Source organism: Streptomyces sp. NPDC034085 (genome assembly GCF_055575555.1).
This window is the reverse complement of the sequence record NZ_JBVISL010000003.1, coordinates 431040-450699: the sequence shown is the minus strand read 5'-3', so window position 1 is coordinate 450699 and position 19660 is coordinate 431040. Positions and strand designations below refer to the sequence as shown.

The window sequence follows — 19660 nt, the reverse complement described above, 5'->3', positions numbered from 1 at the left end:
CGGCCGCGCGGATTACCCCGGACGGGGGGCCTTCCGGGGTGGCGGGGACGGCGACGGCCGTGCCCGCGCGGGGAGTGTGGAACGGTTCGAGCCGATCACGCACAGCAGCGATCGGAAGGACTCCCCATGCTCAGAACGGTGTTCACTGCCGGCGCGGCCGCCGCGCTCGCCGCTGCCGCCCTCGCGCCCTCCGCCGGCGCCGCGACCTCCGCCCCGGCCCCCGCACCCCCCGGCCGGATCACCATCGACGTGGTCCAGGTCAACGGGTCCGGCTGTCGCCCCGGCACCGCCACCGTCGCCGTCTCCCCGGACAACACGGCCTTCACGGTGACGTACAGCGAGTACCTCGCCCAGGTCGGCAAAGACGCCAAGGCGACCGACTTCCGCAAGAACTGCCAGCTCGGCCTGAACGTGAACGTTCCCCAGGGCTACACCTACGCCATCGCCAAGGCCGACTACCGGGGCTTCGCCAGCCTCGCGCGCGGCGCGAGCGCCACCCAGAAGGCCGCCTACTACTTCCAGGGGATGTCCCAGACGGCCTACCGCAGCCACACCCTCCGCGGCCCCGCCCAGGGCAACTGGCAGGTGTCGGACACGGTGCCCGTCGAGGCCCTGGTCTTCCACCCCTGCGGCGCCAAGCGGAACCTGAACATCAACACCGAGCTGCTCACCCAGGCCGGCTCCTCCGACACGGCGACCACCACCAGCTTCCTCACCATGGACTCCACCGACGGCAGCCTCAACACCGTCTACCACTTCTCCTGGAAGACGTGCCCGCAGCGGCGCTGACACCGGCCGGACACCGAGGGGCCGTGGCCGGGGCAGTTCCCGCCACGGCCCCTGCCGTATGTCCCGGCCTGGTGTGAAGAGATGCCATAGGGGTCGTTCGGGTGGGAATGTCCCCGACCGGCAACCAGGCGCGGAGAGTGAGGAGTCATGACGTTCAGTGATGACCGATCTCCGGGAGGTTCGATGAGCACGAAGAACACCGCACCGGCGTACGGACTTTCCCCGCGGACGCCGCAGTGGGCGCTCGACCCCTACCGGTTCCCCGGCCTGCAGGACCTGGAGGAGCCCGAGACCCCCGCCGCGCCGGCCGGGGAGCCGGCCGACGATTCCGGGCCCCTCGCCGCGCAGGTCGCCTTAAGGAAACGGAAGCTCCGGTTACTCGCGAGGAAACCATGCCTTTGGCTATGGTGAGCGCCTTCCGGTCAAGGCCCCTTCGGATCCCATGCTCCGTCAGGGATCCGGATGGCGATCGAAGGACGTCCTGCCAATCCAGGACCCATTGCATACAGAGCGACGTGCTGTCGGCAACACCGCCCGGCGTCGGCTCCGTGCGAGCCGGCCTGCCCCCGCCCTGCCACCCAGGGCCCGAGGGCGGCGGTCTTCTCATTCACCTACCTCGCGAAGGCAAGGCAGAGATGGCAAGAGCCACCAGACACTCCTCCCGGCAGTCCTCGCGACAGGGCATACACCCCGTCGACGAACTTCTCCCCTTCCCCCAGCTCGCCCTGTACGGCTTCCAGCACGTGCTCGCGTTCTACGCGGCGGCGGTGATCGTCCCCGTCCTCCTCGGCAACGCCCTCGGACTCACCCGCCAAGAACTGGTCCACCTCATCAACGCGGACCTCCTGACCTGCGGCATAGCCTCGATCATCCAGGCGCTCGGCGTCTGGAAGGCCGGCGCCAGGCTCCCCCTCGTCCAGGGCGTCACCTTCACCGCGGTCTCACCCATGATCGCCATCGGCCTCGGCGCCGGCGGCGGAACCGCCGGCCTGCTCGTCGTCTACGGAGCGGTGATCACGGCCGGCATCGCGACCTTCGCCTTCGCCCCGCTCTTCAGCAAGCTGGTGAAGTACTTCCCGCCGGTCGTCATCGGCACGATCCTCACCATCATCGGCATCACCCTCATCCCCGTGGCCCTGCAGGACGCGGCCGGCGGCGCCCACCTCATCGGCACGCCCGCCTACGGTTCCGCGAAGAACCTCGCGTACGCGCTGGGCACCCTGCTCTTCATCCTCGCCCTGGTCCGCGTCGGCAAGCCGTTCCTCAGCAGCCTCGCCGTCCTGCTCGGACTCGTGGCCGGCACCGCCGTCGCCTGGCTCTTCGGGGACGTGGACTTCGGCGCCGTGGGACAGGCCGACTGGATCGGCGTCACCACGCCCTTCCACTACGGCATGCCGCGCTTCGAACTGCTGCCGATCGCCGCGATGCTCGTCGTCATGCTGATCACCATGGTGGAGACCACCGGCGACGTGTACGCCATCGGGGAGATCACCCGCAAGAGGGTCGACGCCGACACGGTCGCGCGCGCCCTGCGCGCCGACGGCATGGCGACCGTCCTCGGCGGCGTCCTCAACTCCTTCCCGTACGTGGCCTTCGCCGAGAACATCGGCATCGTCCGGATGTCGAGGGTCATGAGCCGCTACGTCGTCGTCGCGGCCGGCGTGTTCATGATCGCGCTCGGGCTGCTGCCCAAGGCCGGCAGCCTGGTCGCCTCGGTTCCCCACGCGGTGCTCGGCGGGGCGGCGGTGTCCATGTTCGGCATCGTCGCGGCCGTCGGCATCCAGATCCTGGGCAAGGCCGACCTGCGGGAGGAGCGCAACACGCTGATCCTCGCCGTCAGCCTCGGCGCGGCGCTGCTGCCGGCCACCGTCAAGCCCTTCTTCGAGCGCATGCCGGACGACGTCCGTGCCCTCCTCGACAGCGGGATCACGCTGGGGGCCCTCACCGCCATCGTCCTGAACCTGGCCTTCAACGTCTTCACCAGTCGCAGCACGATGGAGATCGACTGGGACGACATCGAGGACGGCGGTCCGCCCGGCCCGGAGGTCGCGGCGGCGGCCCGCTGACCGCCGCCCGGCCGACCTCCTGAACGCCCGGCGGGCCGGGCGGGGCACCCGTGCCCCGCCCGGCCCGCCCGGGGTGCCCGCGGCCCCGCGTCAGCCGCCCGCCGGAAGGTGGGGGGCCGCATCGCCCTGCTCGCCGATCAGGTCCCAGAAGTGGTCCACCAGCCGCCGCAGGTAGGCGGACCGCTCCGCCGCGATCTCCTTCAGCCGGGCGTCGTCGTTGCGGGCGACCAGGTGCCCCATGTACCGCTCGGAGAAGGCGGAGAGCTCCGCGTGCATGGTGTGCAGCGCGTCGCCCACGCTCGTCGCGTCCACGGCGACGATCTCCACCACGGGGTCGACATGTGCCTTCCACCGCCCGGCCACCGCCGACCGCAGGTGCTCCTCCAGCTCACCGTCGCGGCCGGTGATCGTGGTCAGTGCGCGCAGCGACAGGCCCAGGGCGTCCACCAGGACCCTCGTCTGCCAGGAGTCCCCGTACCACTGCCCGGTCGCCTCCGCGGCGAGGTAGTCCGACGGGTCCATGCCCAGCCGGTACGCCAGGCGTTCCACGCTGAGCCGCCGGGCCAGCCGGAACTCGGTGAGGGTCCTCGGCACCGTGCCCATCAGGGTGGCCGCATCGCACCACAGTACGTCGGCCAGGGCGAAGAGGTGCTGGTCGGAAGGGACATGGGAGCCCTGCTCCCATGCCGCGACCAGGGCGGGATGGACCGGGCTCCCGCAGGCCGCCATGGCGGCGGCCACCTGAGCCGTGCTCAAGCCCATGCGGGCGCGCGCGGATCTGGCCTGGGCGGGGGAAAACGGAGTGCTGTACACGTACACGCCACCTCGCGACAACCCTCGAACGCCCTGCGCCCGAGGGGAAACGGAATGATGAATGAACACCAAGCGCGGGCACAGTAACAGATGTTCGGAAGGTGAGAATCGTTTTTGCCCCTTCAATTTAAAGGCGTGAAGGGGTAATTGGCCGAGTGATCAACGCCTGCAAGTTTCTCGCCGCGGGTGAACCGGAATCTCAACTCCGGGTTCCCCTCGGCGGCCGGAAGGCGGCGCGGAACCCGAGGGTCGGGGCTGCGGCCCGCGCTCGACCCGTGGTCGAAGGCCGGTCGTTTCGTTCTGGGGTGGCGGCACAGGCGAAGTCCGCGCCGGCTCGCCCCGGTCCCCGCGCGCGCAGGCGTCCCCCGGCCGCCGGTTCACAGCGGTGCGGCAGGCCCCTCACCAGCGCGTTGTTCCCGCCACGCGCCGGAGTCGGCCCCCGGGCCACGGCGGGGGAGGGCTTCTTCCACCCGCGGTCCGGGGCGGTGGGACGCTTCGCGCCGCACTGCCCGTGGTCCCTTCCCGGCGCGCCGCCGGGGCTTACGATCACGACGGCGGTCTCCTCCCGCGATCGCCGCTCCCCCCGCACCGTGGAGGTCAACCGTGTACCGGACGGCCGAAGGACACCGCACTCACCGCGTCGGCGGTCACCACCACCCCACCCGCCGGCGCCTGCGCGCCGCGGCCGGCATGGCCGCCGCCGCGGGCCTGTTCCTCGCCGCCGGCTGCTCCTCCGGCGGCGACAGCGGACCCGGGGAGGCGGCAGGCGGCGTACGCGTCGTCGAGAAGGGCAAGCTGACCACCTGCACCCACCTGCCCTACCCGCCGTTCCAGTTCGAGCAGAACGGCAAGGTCGTCGGCTTCGACGTGGCCCTGATCGACCTCGTCGCCCAGAAGCTCGACGTCGAACAGAAGATCCTCGACACGCCGTTCGAGAACTTCAAGACGGGGGCCTTCCTCAACTCGGGCCAGTGCGACCTCGCCGCCGCCGGTATGACGATCACCGACGAGCGCAAGAAGAACGTCGACTTCTCCGTCCCCTACTTCGACGCCACCCAGGCGCTGCTGGCGACGAAGAAGAGCGGCATCACCTCGCTCGCCGACGTCAAGGCGAAGGCGAAGAAGCTGGGCGCGCAGGCCGAGACCACCGGCGAGAGCTACGCCAAGGCACAGGGCTTCGACCCCGTCGCCTTCGAGAGCTCGGACGCGGTGCTCAACGGGCTGCGCACCGGACAGGTGGACGCGGTCGTCATCGACTACCCGGTCGTGCAGGGCTGGCTCAAGGACTCCGCCAACGCCTCGGAGTTCGTCCTCGGGCAGAACATCGAGACGGGTGAGAAGTACGGGTTCTCCGTGAAGAAGGGCAACACCGCCCTCCTCGCCGCGATCGACAAGGCGGTCACCGACGCCAAGGCCGACGGCACCTACAAGAAGATCTACGAACAGTGGATCGGCCCGCTGCCCCAGGCGACGTCGTGACCTCACGGCTGACCCGGCGGCAGCGGCGCCGCGTCTGGCAGGGAGTCCAGTACGCGGTCTTCGTCGCCGTGCTGGTCCTGATCGGCGTGTTCGCCGACTGGGACCGGCTGCAGAACCAGTTCGCGCAGACGGACCTGGCCCTCAGGCTCTTCCCGAAGATCATCACCATCGCCCTGCGGAACACGGTGGTGTACACCCTCTCCGGGTTCCTGTTCGGCCTGGTCCTCGGTCTGGTCATCGCCATGATGAGGCTGTCCTCGGTGGCCCCCTACCGCTGGGTCGCCGGCGTCTACATCGAACTGTTCCGGGGCCTTCCCGCCCTGCTGATCTTCATCTTCGTCGGCGTGGCGGTCCCCCTGGCCTTTCCCGGGACCGCCATCCCCGGCGGCACCTACGGCAAGGTCGCACTCGGCCTCGGCCTGGTCGCCGCCGCCTACATGGCCGAGACGATCCGCGCCGGCATCCAGGCCGTACCCAGGGGACAGATGGAGGCGGCCCGCTCGCTGGGCTTCTCGCACGGCCGCGCCATGGTGTCGGTGATCATCCCCCAGGCGTTCCGCATCGTCATCCCGCCGCTCACCAACGAACTGGTCCTCCTCTTCAAGGACTCCTCGCTGGTGCTGTTCCTGGGCGTGACGCTCGACGAGCGGGAACTGACGAAGTTCGGCCGGGACCTCGCGAGCGAGACGGCGAACTCCACCCCCATCCTCGTCGCGGGCCTGTGCTACCTCCTCGTGACCGTGCCGCTGAGCTTCGTGGTGCGCCGGCTCGAGGCCCGCGCCGACAAGGCCACGTGAGGAACCGATGCCACACACCACCGCGACGAGCGGCCCGACGGGCACCGACCGCCCGGAGATCGAGATCAGGGGACTGCACAAGTCCTTCGGCGACAACCACGTCCTGCGGGGCATCGACCTGGACGTCGGACGCGGCGAGGTGGTGTGCGTCATCGGCCCCTCCGGCTCGGGCAAGTCCACCCTGCTGCGCTGCGTGAACCTGCTGGAGGAGCCGGACGGGGGCCGGGTCTTCGTCGGCGGTACGGAACTCACCGACCCCGACGTCGACATCGACGCGGCACGCCGGCGCATCGGCATGGTCTTCCAGCAGTTCAACCTCTTCCCGCACATCAGCGTCACCGGGAACCTCACCCTCCCGCAGCGGCGGGTCCTCGGCACGGACAAGGAGAAGGCCGCCGCCGTCGCCCGCCACAACCTCGAACGGGTCGGCCTCGCGGCGAAGGCGGACGCCTACCCGGCCCAGCTGTCCGGCGGCCAGCAGCAGCGGGTGGCGATCGCCCGGGCGCTGTCCATGGGCCCCGAGGTGATGCTCTTCGACGAGCCGACCTCCGCGCTCGACCCGGAACTCGTCGGCGAGGTGCTGTCGGTGATGCGCGTCCTGGCGGGGGAGGGGATGACGATGATGGTCGTCACCCACGAGATGAGCTTCGCCCGGGAGGTCGCGGACCGGGTCGTGTTCATGGACGGCGGGGTGATCGTGGAGCAGGGCCCTGCGGAGGAGGTCGTCACCCGTCCGCGGCACGAACGCACCCGCAACTTCCTCAACCGCGTCCTGGACCCGGCCGCGGTCGAGGCACCGGCCGACGACGAGACCCCGCCGCCGGCCTGACCCGGATCACCTGCGCGCCCCGCGCAGCAGGTAGGCCCCGGCGGCCGCGACCAGGACCGCCATACAGGCGATGAACACCAGCCCCGCGCCCTCCAGCCCCATCGGTTCCACCAGCACCCCCACCCCGATCACCGGAACCGAGATGCCCGTGTACGCCACCACGAACAGCGTCGAGATCACCGCGGCACGCCGGTCGGCCGGTGACGCCTGCGCCACCACGGACAACGCCCCGCGGAAGGCCAGCCCCTGACCGACCCCGCCGACGAGCGCGCTCAGCACCACCAGCACCAGCAGGTCCCAGTACAGCGCGCCCGCGAGCAGCGCGAGACCGGCGAGCAGGCCCGCGCAGCCCAGCGGCAGCGACCGCCGCGCGCCGGCCCGGCCCACCATCAGCTGCCCGGCGGTGGACGCGAAGAAGGCCAGGGCGACGACGAGCCCGCTCACGGCCCGGTCGTGCACGCCCAGTGACTCGGAGAGGAACGCCGGGCTGACCGAGGTGAACACCCCGAACAGCGCGAACCCCACGAACGCCGCGATCGCCGCCGGCCCGAACACCGGCCGCACCGGCGGCGGCAGTCCCGGCCGCTGCGGCCGTACGGTGGACAGCGGCCGCCGGCCGCGTACGGTCTCCCCGAGCCCCAGCATGACGGCGGCCGACACGGCCACCAGGGCCAGGTGCACGGCGAAGGGCAGGAACAGCGGCCGGGGCGCGTACTGCGACAGCAGCCCCGCCAGCAGCGGGCCGCAGCCCAGGCCGCCCATGTTCGCGGCCGTCGCCACGAACGTCGCCCGGCCGCCCCCGCCCGGCGGCGCCGACTCGATCACGTACGCCGTGGCCGCCCCCGTGAACAGGCCGGCCGACAACCCCGACAGCAGCCGCCCCGCGTACAGCCAGCCCAGCCCGGTGGCGCACAGGAAGCAGACGGCGCTCGCCGCCGCGAAGCCCAGCCCCGCCAGCAGCACCGGCCGCCTGCCCACCGCGTCCGAGGCGTTCCCCGCGAGCAGCAGGACCCCGATGACCCCGAAGGCGTACACGGCGTACACCACGGTCACGATCAGCTCGGAGAAGCCGAACTTCTGCTGGTAGAGGCCGTAGAGGGGGGTGGGCAGGGTGGTGCCCGCCATGCACACGGCGAACACCGCCCCGCCGAGCACGCACTGCCGCCAGCCCCGGCGCATCCGGTCCATGGCGCCGACGGTAACCGGCATCACCCGACGGGGAACCGACCGCCGCGCCGACCGCTGCTCCACCCGGCCGGGGCACCGCCGGGCAGCGCCCCGGGCGCGCCGCCGGCGGCTCGGCGGCCGGTCCCGTCACCCGGAGGGCGGGCCGGGGGCGGGGTGCGGCTCCCGCGGTCCCGACGCCGTGGACGGTACGGCCGGCAGGAGGGGGAGGCAGGCCAGGAGGAGCAGGCCGGCCAGTGCCCAGGGCGCGTCGAGCCCGGTGTGCTGGGCCAGGGCCCCGCCCGCCGCCGCGCCGACCGGCATGGCCCCCCAGGCGGCGAGGCGGTAGCCGCTGGTGACGCGGCCCAGCATCCGCGGCGGCGCGAGGCGTTGGCGCAGGGAGACGGTGCACACGTTCCACAGCACCACCGCGGCACTGTTGAGGGCCAGCATGAGCGCGACCAGCGGCCACCAGGGCAGTACGGCGACGACCAGGTAGCTCAGCGCCGACACCGCCACCGACACCGAAAGGCTCCGCCCGGGCCCCAGCCACCGCGCGGTCCGCGCCGCCGCGCCCGCTCCGGCGAGACTGCCGACCGCGGCCGCCGCCAGCATCAGGCCGTAGCCGTAGGCCGGCAGCCCGAGCCTGCGCTCCACGTACACGACGAGCACCGCGTAGACCGCCTGCTGGCCCACGCCCAGCACCGCGACCACCACCATGAGCCGGCGCAGGACCCCGTCCCGCCCCAGGAACCGCAGTCCGGCCCAGGTGGCGCGCAGCAGGCTGCGCGGGCCCCGCTCACCGGCCCCCTCCCCGCCGGGCGCGGCCCGCGCCGGCAGGCCCGTCAGCAGCATGGCCGACGCCAGGAACGTCAGGCCGTCCAGCAGGAACGCCAACGGGTGCCACACCGCCCACAGCGCGGCCCCGAGCGGCGGCCCGACGAAGCCGGTTCCGGTGATCTGCGCGGCGATGACCCGGGCGTTCGTCCGCTCCAGCTCGTGGTCCGCGGCCAGTGCCGGAACGACGGCCTGCGCGGCGCAGTCGAAGAACACCTCGGCCACGCCCGAGGCGAACGCCAGCAGCACCAGCGCCGCCACCGGCGTCCGCCCCGCCGCCACGAGGGCGAACAGCAGGAGCAGCAGCGCGCAGCGCGCCAGGTCCGCGCCGACCATCGAACGGCGCCCGGGCATCCGGTCCACCAGGGCCCCGATGACGGGTGCGAGCAGCCAGGCCGCCCGCCCCGCCGCGGCGACGACCGCCACCCAGACCACCTCGCCGGTGCTCCAGGCCGCCAGCAGGGGAAGCGCTGCGAACCGCGCGCCGTCCCCCACCGCGCTGAGCGCGTTGGCGGTGACGAGCCGGCGCAGGGCCGGCGTTCGGGCCCCGTCGGCCTGACGGGAAGGGGAGCCGGCGAATGCCATGGGCAGCGGTTTCCTTCGTCGGTGGGACGGCGCGGCGCGCACCCGGACCCACCCGGAGGAGCGGGTGCGCCACAGGGGCTGGAGCAACCACACTTCCACCGCCGCCTGCCCCGTGCACGGCGGACCATTCGCGCCCTGCCGGAAAATTGCCAACTCCTTTTGTCAGCCGCCCTATTGCTTGGAATCGGCTGCCTGTGGCGGTTGACGCGCCTTCCCGATCCGTGGCACGGTCGACGAGTCGCTGAAACGCCGGTTGCGAATTCGGCGCCCACGACTTTGCCGACAGTCTTGTTGACACCATCCCGTCCGCCGCGCCCCCGAACGACGCAATGGGCTCGTACCGCGAACTGAGCTCGCCTCGCGAACCGAGCCGGAATTGCCCACCGAGCGACGGATGTTCCTCGACAGGGACCACTGTATGCAAGAGCCTGCCCTCGTGACCCTCGCCCGCCATCCCGTTTTCGCCGTATCGGACGACATCATCGGCCGCTTATACGAGACCTATGATTTCCTCCTCGACTGCATTGCTCCCGATGAATGGCCGACCGGCCCGGACGAACGCAGGATCCCCGCGGAAACCGCTCTGGAACCCACCGTCCGGCACGGCCTCGACCGGGCGCTGCGCACCCTGCGTGATACACCCGCCTGTAAAGCGGAATTGGCCGCGCTCGCGCAGAGGAGACGCGCCGGCCCGTCGCTCGCGGCGGAGGAGGAGGAAGCCGGAATCGGGCAGGCGGTCGAACTGCCCGGCCATCGGGTGCACCTCCTGACGGACCCCGCCCTTCCCGCCCCCGCCCACCGGGAGTTCGACGGGCTCTTCCGCCGCCACCTCAGCGCGGGCGAAGGCGCCGACACCCTGGCCGGCTGCACCGCCGAAACCGCCGGGACGGTGCGGGCGGCCGTGGACCTGATGCTCGCCACCGCCCCGGACCTCTGCAACGGACTGCTGCGGCACGGCCGTTACATCGTCGCGGTCGACGGCCCGGACGCCTTCGACAGCGCGTCCACCCGGGAGATCCCCGGCGCGGCGTTCGTCGCCGTCCGCTGCATGCGCACCCCCGAGCGGCTGGCCGAGGCACTGGTCCACGAGTTCACGCACCTGCGCCTCTACGACCTCCAGGCCACCCGGTCGATCTTCGCTCCCGACTACGACACGGACACGGCGCCCACCGTGGCGCCGGAGTGGCACAAGGACTCCGCGGTCCCACGGTGGCCCGTCGACCGGGCACTCGCGGCCGCCCACGTCTACGTCCACCTCACCGCGTGGTTCGAGCAGCGCGCCCTCGACTCCGGCGGCCCGCAGGTCCGGGAATCCGCCGTGACGTCCGCGCTGCGCGCCACCAGCCTCCTCGACAAGGTCGCCCGGCACGCCGGGGAATGCCTCGGCCCGGCCGGCAGGACCTTCCTGCGGTGGCTGACCCAGGTGCACCACGACCGGCCCGGCCGGACCCCCCACGCCCACCCCTGACGCCGTCGCGTCGGGCCGCAACCCCCAGCGCAGGTGCCGCACGGTGCCGATCAGGACGGAGACCCATGGACCTGGTACTCAACGAGCCCCTCAAGAGCTGGCTGCAGGTCACGCAGTCGTGCAACCTGAAATGCCGCCAGTGCTACGGCGACTGCGAAGACCGGCCCCGCAGCACCGAGATGCAGCGGAGCGAGTACGCGTCGCTCATCCGGGAGATGGCCGAGTCCGGGGTCATCGAAGTGTTCGTGGAAGGGGGCGAACCCCTCAACCGGCCGGACGCCCTCGACCTCCTCGCGGACCTCACCCCGCACGTGATGACGCGTCTGCGCACCAACGCGACGCTCCTGACCCCCGAGACGGCGGCCCGGCTGAAGGAGATCGGGATCGGCGAGGTCTACGTGGACGTCCTCGGAGCCACCGCGCCCACCCACGACTGGCACGTCCGGGTACCCGGCAGTTTCGACAGGACCCTCCAGGGGCTGGAGAACGCCCGGGCGGCCGGACTTCCCGTCTCCCTGCTGATCATCATGACGCGGCGCAACGTGCACGAACTCCAGGACGTACTGGAGCTGGCCGCCCGGCTCGGCGTCCCCCGCGTCGGCGTCCTGCGCCTGTACCCGCTGGGCCGGGCCCGTACCCAGTGGAAGGACCTGGCACTGCGGCTGGACGAGCAGACGGCGGCACTGGACGCGCTGCGGGTGCCCGACACCGTGCACCTGATGACCTCCTGGCATCCCAAGGACGGCAACTGCTGCTGGCAGAACGCCGGAGTGGACGCCACCGGCCGTTCCGTCGGCTGCGCCTACCTGCGGGACTACGCCGACTACGGCAACGTCCGCGAGGTGGGCTGGCTGGACACCTGGAACGACCCCGCCTACGTGCGCAACCGCGCCGGCCACGTGGACGGAGGCTGCGGATCCTGCGAGGAGACGCAGGGCTCGTCCGGCGGATGCAGGTCGACCGCCTTCGCCTTCACCGGCCGCTGGGACGCCCCCGACCCGTTCTGCACCACGACCAACGGAGGGATCGATGTCTCTCAGCTCCCCGACGACCTCGAAGACCGGCGTGTCCGACCCGCCGTACCGGCAACGAGCCGACTGCTATGAGCAGAGCCCTACCGCCCGGTTCCGGCCCGTCCCCGAGTGGAACTGCATGCTCGCCTACACCCCGTACAAGCCCGCGATCCACTACCTGAACCCCGTGGCATGGGTGGTCGTCGAGCTGTGCGACGGATCGTCCGGTCCACAGATCTACGCCTCGTTCAAGGAGCTCAACAAGGGCCGGATCGGTGAACCGGAACTCCAGGAGGCGTTCGAGTCGGCGATGGGACAGCTCCTCGAAGGGGGACTGGTCTCCACCGCGTAGCCGACCCGTCGCCCCCACGAAGGGAGGTGAAGTGATGACGAAGAAGAAGACGGACCTGGAGCACCTCATGGCAGCGGCCGGCGCGACCGGCGAAGGCCCCGCCGTCGAGGTCGTGCAGCCCGAAGTACGCACGGGTGCGCAGTACGCCCTGCTGCCTTCGATGAAGGCCAAGCGCCCGGACGTGTCCGAGGCGGCGCCGGAGCCGGAGGCGGACGAGCAGCACTGACGCGGGAACGACCCGTGCCGGCCCGACCGGCACCCGGACGGCGGTCCGGGTGCCGGTCCCACCCGAGAGGACCGATGGGGAACACGATGGGCACCAAGACCGTCCTGGTCAATCCGCCGCTGTGGAACGCCTACGCCCCGCACCTGGCGGTGCCCCTGCTCCTGGGCGACCTCCGGGCCCGCGGCCACGAGGCCGCCGGCTACGACCTGAGCATCGAATGCGTCGACCGGATGCTGTCGGCGCCGGCGCTGGAAGAACTGGCGCGCAAGGCGGCCGCCCGCGCGGCCGTCGACCTGGAGGACCAGTGGGCCCGCCAGCGGGCCCTCCTGGCCGCCCCCGCCGCCATCCGCGGCATCGAGGGGGCCAAGGCGCGCCTGAGGTCCCTGGACACGCTGCACGACCCCGACGCCTTCCACCAGGCCCGCCGCACCCTGCGCGACGCGCTGTGGCTGGTCTCCGGAGCGTTCCCCTCCTGCACCTTCGACCTCGTCTCCAACGCCTGCGCCTACTCGGCGGACTCGACCGCCCAGGTCCTGGCCGCCGCCGAAGACCCGGACGGCAACCCCTACCGCTGGGCCTTCGACCGCATGCTCGACCGCGACCTCTTCCTCGACCCCTCCGTCGGGGTCGTCGGCCTGAGCATGTCCGCGGACACCCAGCTGATCGCCGGGGTGACCTTCCTGCACATGCTCCGGGAGATGCGCCCCGACGTCCACGTCGTCCTCGGCGGCAACTACGCGACCCGCCTGGTCGACCGCTGGCAGCGGCGGCACCCCCTGTTCGACTACGTCGACACCGTGGTGACCGGGGAGGGCGAGGGGGCCCTGGCCGCCGTGGTCGACGGACTCGACGCGGGCGGGCGCGCCGGCACCGACTTCCGGGAGGGGATCCCGGGTGCCGTATGGGACGACGGCGGCATCCTGCTGCGCACCCCGCGGCAGAGCGTCGACATCTCGGCGGCGGCCTGCCCCGCCTACGACGCCCTGCCCCTGGACAAGTACCTCGCCCCGGGCCCCATCCTGCCCGTCTTCGCCTCGCGCAGCTGCCCGTGGGAGTGCGCCTTCTGCTCGATCCCCTTCGCGAGCAACTCCTTCCGCCAGCGCCCCGCCGCCGCCGTGGCGCAGGAGGTGGGACGGCTGCGGGCCGAGCACGGAACGGCGTACTTCATGTTCGTGGACGAGATCATGAGCCTGCGGACGCTGCGCAACGTCGGCGAGGCGCTGCTGACGGCCTCCGCCGACGTGCACTGGTACGGCGAGACCCGGTTCGCCGCCGGCCTCGACGGCGAACTCGCCCAGCTGCTGCACGCCTCCGGCTGCCGCCGGATGAACTTCGGCCTGGAATCGGCCAGCCAACGGGTCCTCGACCTCATGCGCAAGGGCACGCGCATCGAAGACGCCTGCGAGAACATCACGGCGATGCTCGGGGCCGGCGTGCCGATCCACCTGTTCGTGATCCACGGCTTCCCCGGCGAGACCCCGGAGGAGGCCGCGCGCACCGTCGCGTTCGCGGAGGCCGTACGGCGCCTCTCCACGCACCGGTACGGCGTCCCCCACACGACCTGGGGCGGTTCGCCCTTCGTGCTGGACGTGCACTCTCCCGTCGGCACGCGGCCCGAGGCCTTCGGCGTCCGCATCGAACCCCCGGCGCCCGAGGACGACCTCAGCCTGAGCCGCGACTACCGCACCGACACCGGGCTGTCCCAGCAGGACAGCCTGCGGGTCGCCGAGGACGCCGCGGGATCGGCGGCCGACACCACCGTCTGGTTCCGCGCGGCGGCCGACCCCATGGCCCGGGAGATCGAGGAGTTCACCTTCCTGCGCGCCTGCGCCGGGGCACCGCAGCCCGAACCGCGCCCCGTCCCGCTGTACGACTGGCCCCCGCCCGAGGAGGACGCGCAGGTCGCGCTCGGCCCCGGGGTGACCTCCACCAGGGTCCCCTGGCCGGCGACGGAGGCAGACACCGGACGGGCCATGGCGCTGTACAACCCCGCCGCGGACCGGTTCCTCCAGCTCAACTGGACGGGCGGCGGGGACCTGCGGCAACTGGACGGCCTGTCCTGGCGCGACCTGGAGGCGTGGCTGGCCGACCGGGACTGCCACTACCTCGGCTCCGCCCCCGGCGCCACCGCCGCGCTGCTGCTCAGGCACGGCTTCCTGGTGCCCTCGCGGCGGCAGGCCCGGCCGCCCGCGGCCCGGTACCGCGCCGAGATCGGCACGGGGACGGAGAACCGCAACGGAACCCGGTACGTGTCCAACCCGGTCACGGGCGTGACCATCCGCCTGCACGGGCCGGCCGCCGCCACCTGGCAGGACTGGCAGGACCGGCAGGACGGCGCGGCGCCCCCGCCGCAGGACGACGCCGTCACCGAGGCGCTCGTCCGCTACGGATTCCTGTACCGCGAACCGGCCGGCGCCGGGCGGGCGCGGCCGGAGCACCTCACCCGACGACAGGCGGTGTAGAGCAGTGGAGCAGTTCCGCGACCCCGACGGGCCCACGCCCACGGTGCGCCCCATGAGGCCGGAGGACGAACCCGACGTGTCCCGGGTGCTGGCGGCGTGCGACGACTACCTCCTCGCGGCCACCGGCTCCCCCGCCCTGCCCGCGGACGTACAGAGCCTGTACTACTCCCTGCCGGACGGCGCGGACTTCGAGCAGAAACACCTGCTGGTGCTGTGCGACGGACCCGCCGTGGTGGGAGTGGTCGACGCCGTGGTGGGGTATCCCGACCCCCTCGGCTGCTCGGTGGGCCTCTTCCTCCTCGACCCGAAGGCGCGCCGCTCGGGCCTCGGCGCGCGGGCGGCCCGCCGGCTGCTGCGGGAGGCCGCGAGGCGCGGAATGCGGTACGCGACCGCCACCTGCCCCCGGGACTGGGCCCCCGGCCTGGCCTTCCTGGAGGCGATGGGCTTCGAGGTGGGCGAACCCGCGAAGGACAGCGGGCCGACGGTCGGCAACCGGCTCCGGTTCCCCGCCGAGCAGGGCCTGTGCACCGCCGTGCGCCGGCTCGACGGGCCACCCGAGGACGCGGGCCACCCGGGTGGGGGCGCGGCATGACGGCGCGGGCCGCGCTGCTGGACGCGGGCCCGGCCGCCGTCGAGCAGGACATCGCGGAGGCGTACGCGCTGGTCCGCGCCTACGACGACCACGTGCTCGCGGCGGGCGGCGATCCGCACGCCGAGTTCGCGGCCCTGCGCCGGCAGGGCGCCGTACACCCGTCGACGCCCGTCCGGATCCTGACCGGAGCCGACGACGCCGGGGAACCGGCCGCTCCCGCCTGGCACGTCGTGTCGTTCGCGGCGGCCGAACAGGTCCTGCGCGACGAGGACGCCTTCTCCTCGTCGGCCTACGACGACAACATGGGCCGGCTGATCGGCAGGTCCTTCCTCCAGATGGACCACCGGGAGCACAGGAGTTGGAGGAACGTCCTCCAGGGCTGCTTCAGCCGGCAGGCGGTCCTCGCCCACGCCGAAGGCGTCCGCTCGACCGCGGCGTCCCGGCTCGCCGCCCTCACCGCCCGGGGCGGCGGCGACCTGGTCGCGGAGGTGGCCTTCCCGGTGGCCCTGACGACGATCGCCCGCGTGACCGGCCTCCCGCCCGGAACCCGGATCGGCACCCTGTACACCTGGGCGGTCGGGCTGCGCGAGGACCCGGACGGCAGGATCGCCGACGCGGCGGGGGAGTTGCTCGACACGTCCGAGGCATGGGCGCCGGGCAGTTTCGTGGACCTGCTCCACCGCGCGGAGGACCCGGCCATCGGCACCGGACGGCACCTGCTGCCCGCCCTCCGGCTGTTGCTGTCCACCGGCACCGAACCGCCGTTCCGCTCCCTCGCCACCTCGATGTACGCGACCCTCACCCACCCCGCCGCCGCAGCCCTGCTGCGCACCGACCCGTCCGCCGTCCTCCAGGAGTGCCGGCGCTGGGAACCACCGCTGACCTGGGCGCTGCGCCGCTGCACGACCGACACCACCCTGTCCGGCCGCACGATCCGGCGCGGAGAAGCGGTCTTCGTCAACCTCGCGTCGGCCAACCGGGACGAAACCCGCTGGAGCCACCCGCACCGGCTCGACGTCACACGGGAGCCGCTGGCGGACCTGGCCATGGGCACGGGCCCCCACACCTGCCTGGGCCGGCACCTGGCCGCCGTGGAAGCACGCGAAGCACTGTCGGAACTCCTCGACGCGGCGGCTTCCGCCTGGCCGCCGGGGTGGACCCTGCACACCGACGGCCCGGCCGGCCGCGGCTTCCGCTCACCCGCCTGCCTCGACGTGCGCCTGGCCGGCCACGGGAGCGGCGGGGTGTCCGCGATCCCGCGCACCACCGGGTACCGCATGTGAGCGCCGTCACTCGGAGCGGTCCGCCGGGCGCCTGCGGGCGGATAGCGCGCAATCGGGTCAGGTGCAGCCGAAAGGGCCGACGGCCCCACGGGTGTGGCGGATCGTCACTTTACCGTCCGGAACAACGCGCTTACCGCGTGTGGCAGTTGACTGAGGCAACATCCGGTTTCAGTAACCGAGACAAACTGCAGAGTAATCAAACCGGACCTGCACTTCTCGTATAGCTTCACCTCGTCGCCGCCGCACCCGGGACACGGGGTCCGCGCGGGGAATCGCGGCGACAGGGATGCGACCACTCCCATGACAACAGCCACTCGAACCAGTGCCTTCCGTGTCGATCCGTACACCTCGCACTGCCAGGTCATCGCCTCTGAAGGGGACCACGCCGTCATAGGCATATCTCCCGGTAACTCCTATTTCTCAGCCCGCCGTGTGCACGAGCTCGCCGAGTGGGCGCTCGACAACTTCGCACAGGCCGACCTTGTCTACACGGACCTGCACGTGGCCGAGATGTACGAGGCGATGGGCTATCCGCCTGATGAAGCCCGTCGCAAGACCGTCAAGAACCTCCGCGGCGTACGCGCCAAGGTGACCAACGCCGTTGCCGACATCGACCCCACCGGTACCCGGCTCCGCGGCCGCCCCATGTCCGCGCTCCAGGGCATCCCCGCTTACGACCGCATGCACGCCGACCTGCTGGACCGGCTGAAGACCGACGCGGCGTTCGCCCAGACCTGCAACGAACTCGTCGACATCTTCCTGTCGTCCAAGGTGCTCGGCGGCCAGCAGCCCACCGAACACCAGCGGGCCGTATGCCTTGACTACGTGTGCGCCGAGGCGCCGCTCTTCCTGGACACCCCCGCGATCCTCGGCGTCCCCTCGTCGCTGAACTGCTACCACCAGGCGCTGCCGATGGCGGACCTGCTCTACTCGCGCGGCGCCGGACTGCGGGCCTCCCGCAACCAGGGCCACGCCATCGTCACCCCCGCCACCGAAGGAGACCAGCTGTGACCACCCACGCGGAGCCGATACTCGAATTCCCCTTCACGTGGGACGGAACGCACCTGCCGACCCAGGTCGACGAACTGCCCCCCGTGGTGAAGGTCCGCACCATCGCCGGGGCCGAGGCCTGGCTCGTCTCCTCGTACGAGCTCGTCAAGCAGGTCCTGGAGGACGACCGCTTCAGCCTGAAGAACACCTCCGACCCGGGTGTGCCCCGCCAGTACGCGCTGACGATCCCCCCGGAGGTCGTCAACAACATGGGCAACATCACCGGCGCCGGTCTGCGCAAGGCCGTGATGAAGGCGATCAACCCCAAGTCCCCCGGCCTGCAGGAGTGGATGGACCGGCACGCCGCCGACCTGGTCGAGCGCATGCTCCAGCACGGCGCCCCGGTGGACGTCCGCGCCATGTTCACCGACCCGTTCTCCGAGGCGATGCACTGCCGGATCCTCGGCATCCCGCAGGAAGCGGCCCCGCTCCTGTCGGAATCGCTGCCGATCGCCTTCATGAACAGCCCCCGCGAGATCCCGGCCGCCCGCCTCAACTGGGACCGCGACATCGCCTACATGAAGGACCGCCTCGACGACACCGAACACGGCCTCATCGGCGACCTCGCCAAGCTGCGCGGCACCGAGGGCTACGAGCACGTCACCGACGAGATGTTCGCGACGGTCGGCGTGACCCTGTTCGGCGCGGGCGTCATCTCCACCGCCGGGTTCCTCGCCATGGCGCTGGTCACCCTGCTCACCCACCCGGCCGAGGCGGACCACCTCGCCGACCACCCCGAGCTGATGCCGCAGGCCGTGGACGAGCTGCTGCGGATCAACCTGTCCATCGGCGACGGCCTGCCCCGCCTGGTCATGGAGGACATGACCCTGGGCGACGTCGAGGTCAAGGCGGGCGAGCTGGTGCTCGTCCTGCCCGAGGGCGCGAACTTCGACCCGTCGGTCTTCCCGGACCCGCACCGCCTCGACTTCACCCGTGCCAACTCCTCCGCGCACTTCTCCTTCGGCGGCGGCTCGCACTACTGCCCGGCCACCGCCCTCGGCAAGAAGCACGCCGAGACCGCGCTGCTCGCCCTCCTCAAGGCCATGCCCCGCATGCGGCTGGCGGTGCCGGTCGAGCAGCTGGTGTGGCGCACCGGCTTCATGAAGCGCCTGCCCGAGCGTCTGCCCGTGATGTGGTGACCGGAGCCTGACCCCGCGCACGCCGGCCCGGTCCTGCCCGGGGACGTCGCCGAAGCTCCGTCGGCGGGCGGAGCTTCGGCGACGGACGGGCCGGCGGGTGCGGCGGCCCCCCCCGCCAGGGGCGTGGGGGCCCTCATACCGGGCAGGGCCGGTATTCCAGGCTCAGTTCGCGGTCGACGGCGTAACTCGTCCGCATCGACGCCGCGGTGACCTTCTGCCAGGAGCCGTACTTGGCGTAGAGCTGGTCGGCGGTCGGGCCGAGCGGGTTGCCGTACTTGGCCGTGTTCCGCTCCTCCAGGATGCGGACCTCCTCCGGGGTCATGCCCGCGCGGGTGATCTCCTTGGCCTGGTTGCGCATGTCGACCAGTTCCCGGGCGATCTCCTCGTCGGAGGCTCCCGACTCCCGCATGGCCGCCTCGGTGCGGTGCATGGCCTCCAGGAGGTCGTGGTAGCGGATCCGGGTCCGCTGGGCCTCGACCTTCTGGTCCATCGGCAGGACGCGGATGCGGCACACCACGGGATCGGCGCTGGGGCAGGGGTCATCGGCGGCCACGGGACGGGTCAGCGGAGCCGTGATGACCGAGCCGCACGCCTCCCCGGCGGTGGCGGCGGACGCGGCGGCCGTGGTGAGGAGCGCGGCCGAGGCGAGGAACGGCAGGACGGCGCGGCGCAGGAACACGGAGGAAGGACGCATGGCCGCCATCCTGGGCGCGCCC

At 72.1% G+C, this 19660-nt stretch carries 18 protein-coding genes; 14 read left to right on the top strand and 4 right to left on the bottom strand.

The features are described 5' to 3' along the window. Positions 1–126 precede the first annotated feature (126 nt). Together ACZ501_RS12395 and ACZ501_RS12390 are read left to right on the top strand one after the other, a co-directional pair. Positions 127–789: a DUF4360 domain-containing protein gene (locus tag ACZ501_RS12395; protein ID WP_468794614.1), complete on the top strand. Its 663-nt coding sequence runs from the start codon at positions 127–129 to the stop codon at positions 787–789. 635 nt (positions 790–1424) lie between these two features. Continuing rightward, on the top strand, positions 1425–2855 hold the full coding sequence (locus ACZ501_RS12390; RefSeq protein WP_468794611.1) for a nucleobase:cation symporter-2 family protein: 1431 nt from the start codon (positions 1425–1427) through the stop codon (positions 2853–2855). 90 nt (positions 2856–2945) lie between these two features. On the opposite strand, the gene ACZ501_RS12385 is transcribed toward ACZ501_RS12390, so the two are convergent. Further along, positions 2946–3617 carry a transcriptional regulator gene (locus tag ACZ501_RS12385; RefSeq protein ID WP_361606925.1) on the bottom strand — a complete coding sequence of 224 codons (672 nt, stop codon included), beginning with the start codon at positions 3615–3617 and terminating at the stop codon, positions 2946–2948. Positions 3618–4358: 741 nt separating this feature from the next. Between ACZ501_RS12385 and ACZ501_RS12380 the strand changes: the two genes are divergently transcribed. The 3 genes from ACZ501_RS12380 to ACZ501_RS12370 are packed head-to-tail and all read left to right on the top strand — an operon-like array spanning position 4359 to position 6773. Next, the gene (locus tag ACZ501_RS12380) at positions 4359–5147 is read left to right on the top strand and encodes an ABC transporter substrate-binding protein (protein ID WP_468795490.1); all 789 of its coding nucleotides are present in this window, start codon (positions 4359–4361) and stop codon (positions 5145–5147) included. Next, positions 5144–5944: an amino acid ABC transporter permease gene (locus tag ACZ501_RS12375; protein WP_361606922.1), complete on the top strand. Its 801-nt coding sequence runs from the start codon at positions 5144–5146 to the stop codon at positions 5942–5944. Before ACZ501_RS12380 ends, ACZ501_RS12375 begins: the two co-directional genes overlap by 4 nt. Positions 5945–5951: 7 nt before the next feature. Further along, on the top strand, positions 5952–6773 hold the full coding sequence (locus tag ACZ501_RS12370; RefSeq protein ID WP_361606919.1) for an amino acid ABC transporter ATP-binding protein: 822 nt from the start codon (positions 5952–5954) through the stop codon (positions 6771–6773). Positions 6774–6779: 6 nt separating this feature from the next. On the opposite strand, the gene ACZ501_RS12365 is transcribed toward ACZ501_RS12370, so the two are convergent. Then, entirely contained in the window at positions 6780–7961 is a 1182-nt protein-coding gene (locus ACZ501_RS12365; RefSeq protein WP_361606916.1) for an MFS transporter, read from the bottom strand. Between the two features lie 126 nt (positions 7962–8087). Next, on the bottom strand, positions 8088–9359 hold the full coding sequence (locus tag ACZ501_RS12360) for an MFS transporter (RefSeq protein ID WP_362464263.1): 1272 nt from the start codon (positions 9357–9359) through the stop codon (positions 8088–8090). 418 nt (positions 9360–9777) lie between these two features. Here ACZ501_RS12360 and ACZ501_RS12355 point away from each other — a divergent pair, with 418 nt between their 5' ends. The 9 genes from ACZ501_RS12355 (at position 9778) to ACZ501_RS12315 (ending at position 18944) form a co-directional block, all read left to right on the top strand. Then, positions 9778–10827, top strand: a complete 1050-nt coding sequence (locus tag ACZ501_RS12355; RefSeq protein ID WP_361606911.1) for an aKG-HExxH-type peptide beta-hydroxylase — start codon at positions 9778–9780, stop codon at positions 10825–10827. Positions 10828–10892: 65 nt separating this feature from the next. Then, positions 10893–11933, top strand: coding sequence for a radical SAM protein (locus ACZ501_RS12350; RefSeq protein WP_362464269.1), 1041 nt, complete (start codon positions 10893–10895; stop codon positions 11931–11933). A gap of 46 nt (positions 11934–11979) precedes the next feature. Beyond that, a complete protein-coding gene (locus ACZ501_RS12345) occupies positions 11980–12192 on the top strand; it encodes a hypothetical protein (RefSeq protein WP_362464271.1) in 213 nt (70 codons plus the stop codon). A gap of 34 nt (positions 12193–12226) precedes the next feature. Continuing rightward, complete coding sequence (locus ACZ501_RS12340) at positions 12227–12418, top strand: hypothetical protein (RefSeq protein WP_361606902.1); 192 nt, start codon at positions 12227–12229, stop codon at positions 12416–12418. 74 nt (positions 12419–12492) lie between these two features. Next, the gene (locus tag ACZ501_RS12335) at positions 12493–14880 is read left to right on the top strand and encodes a B12-binding domain-containing radical SAM protein (RefSeq protein ID WP_468794609.1); all 2388 of its coding nucleotides are present in this window, start codon (positions 12493–12495) and stop codon (positions 14878–14880) included. Positions 14881–14932: 52 nt separating this feature from the next. Next, positions 14933–15472, top strand: coding sequence for a GNAT family N-acetyltransferase (locus tag ACZ501_RS12330; protein WP_468794606.1), 540 nt, complete (start codon positions 14933–14935; stop codon positions 15470–15472). Further along, positions 15469–16755: a cytochrome P450 gene (locus ACZ501_RS12325; RefSeq protein ID WP_468794603.1), complete on the top strand. Its 1287-nt coding sequence runs from the start codon at positions 15469–15471 to the stop codon at positions 16753–16755. The genes ACZ501_RS12330 and ACZ501_RS12325 overlap by 4 nt, the downstream gene beginning before the upstream one ends. 300 nt (positions 16756–17055) lie before the next feature. Next, positions 17056–17766, top strand: coding sequence for a cyclodityrosine synthase (locus tag ACZ501_RS12320; protein ID WP_361606890.1), 711 nt, complete (start codon positions 17056–17058; stop codon positions 17764–17766). Beyond that, on the top strand, positions 17763–18944 hold the full coding sequence (locus tag ACZ501_RS12315) for a cytochrome P450 (RefSeq protein ID WP_468794600.1): 1182 nt from the start codon (positions 17763–17765) through the stop codon (positions 18942–18944). Before ACZ501_RS12320 ends, ACZ501_RS12315 begins: the two co-directional genes overlap by 4 nt. Before the next feature lie 133 nt (positions 18945–19077). On the opposite strand, the gene ACZ501_RS12310 is transcribed toward ACZ501_RS12315, so the two are convergent. Continuing rightward, positions 19078–19638, bottom strand: a complete 561-nt coding sequence (locus tag ACZ501_RS12310; protein WP_361611489.1) for a hypothetical protein — start codon at positions 19636–19638, stop codon at positions 19078–19080. Positions 19639–19660: the final 22 nt, after the last annotated feature.